The organism is Pseudomonas sp. EggHat1 (assembly GCF_014892995.1).
Classification (GTDB): domain Bacteria; phylum Pseudomonadota; class Gammaproteobacteria; order Pseudomonadales; family Pseudomonadaceae; genus Aquipseudomonas; species Aquipseudomonas chaetocerotis.
Genome location: NZ_JACKQK010000050.1, coordinates 1 through 458, shown reverse-complemented (window position 1 = coordinate 458; position 458 = coordinate 1). Strand labels below are relative to the sequence as shown.

The 458-nt window shown below is 63.8% G+C and carries 1 protein-coding gene; it reads right to left on the bottom strand.

The window, feature by feature from the left end; all coding sequences use genetic code 11:
• A partial coding sequence (locus INS93_RS25220) for an alpha/beta hydrolase (protein WP_192985867.1) occupies positions 1-458 on the bottom strand: 458 nt, incomplete at both ends.

Here is a 458-nt window from a genome sequence, read left to right as displayed (position 1 = left end):
TTGGCGTCGGTCACCGGCCACAGCAACACCTGGGCGCGCAGTTTCGGCGTACCGGCTTCCTTGGCCTTGATGGCCACCACGGCGGCCATGTTACCGCCGACGCTATTACCGACTACGGCCAGACGCGAGCCGTCGACACTGATCTGGCTGCCGTTATCGGCGACCCATTTGGTCGCGGCGTAGGCCTGGTTGATGGCGGTCGGGTACTTGGCTTCCGGCGACGGCGTGTAGTCGACGTAAATCGCGGCTGCGCCAGAACCTACTACCAAGTCACGGATCAGGCGTTCGTGGGTCGGATAATCGCCCAGCACCCAGCCACCGCCGTGGAAGAACATGAAGCCCGGCAGAATGCCGCGAGCACCTTCGGGGCGCACCACCTTGAGGGTGAGCGACTGGCCATTCACCTGGATCACCTTGGTGTCCACGACGATGCCGGACAGGTCCACCTTGACACTGGC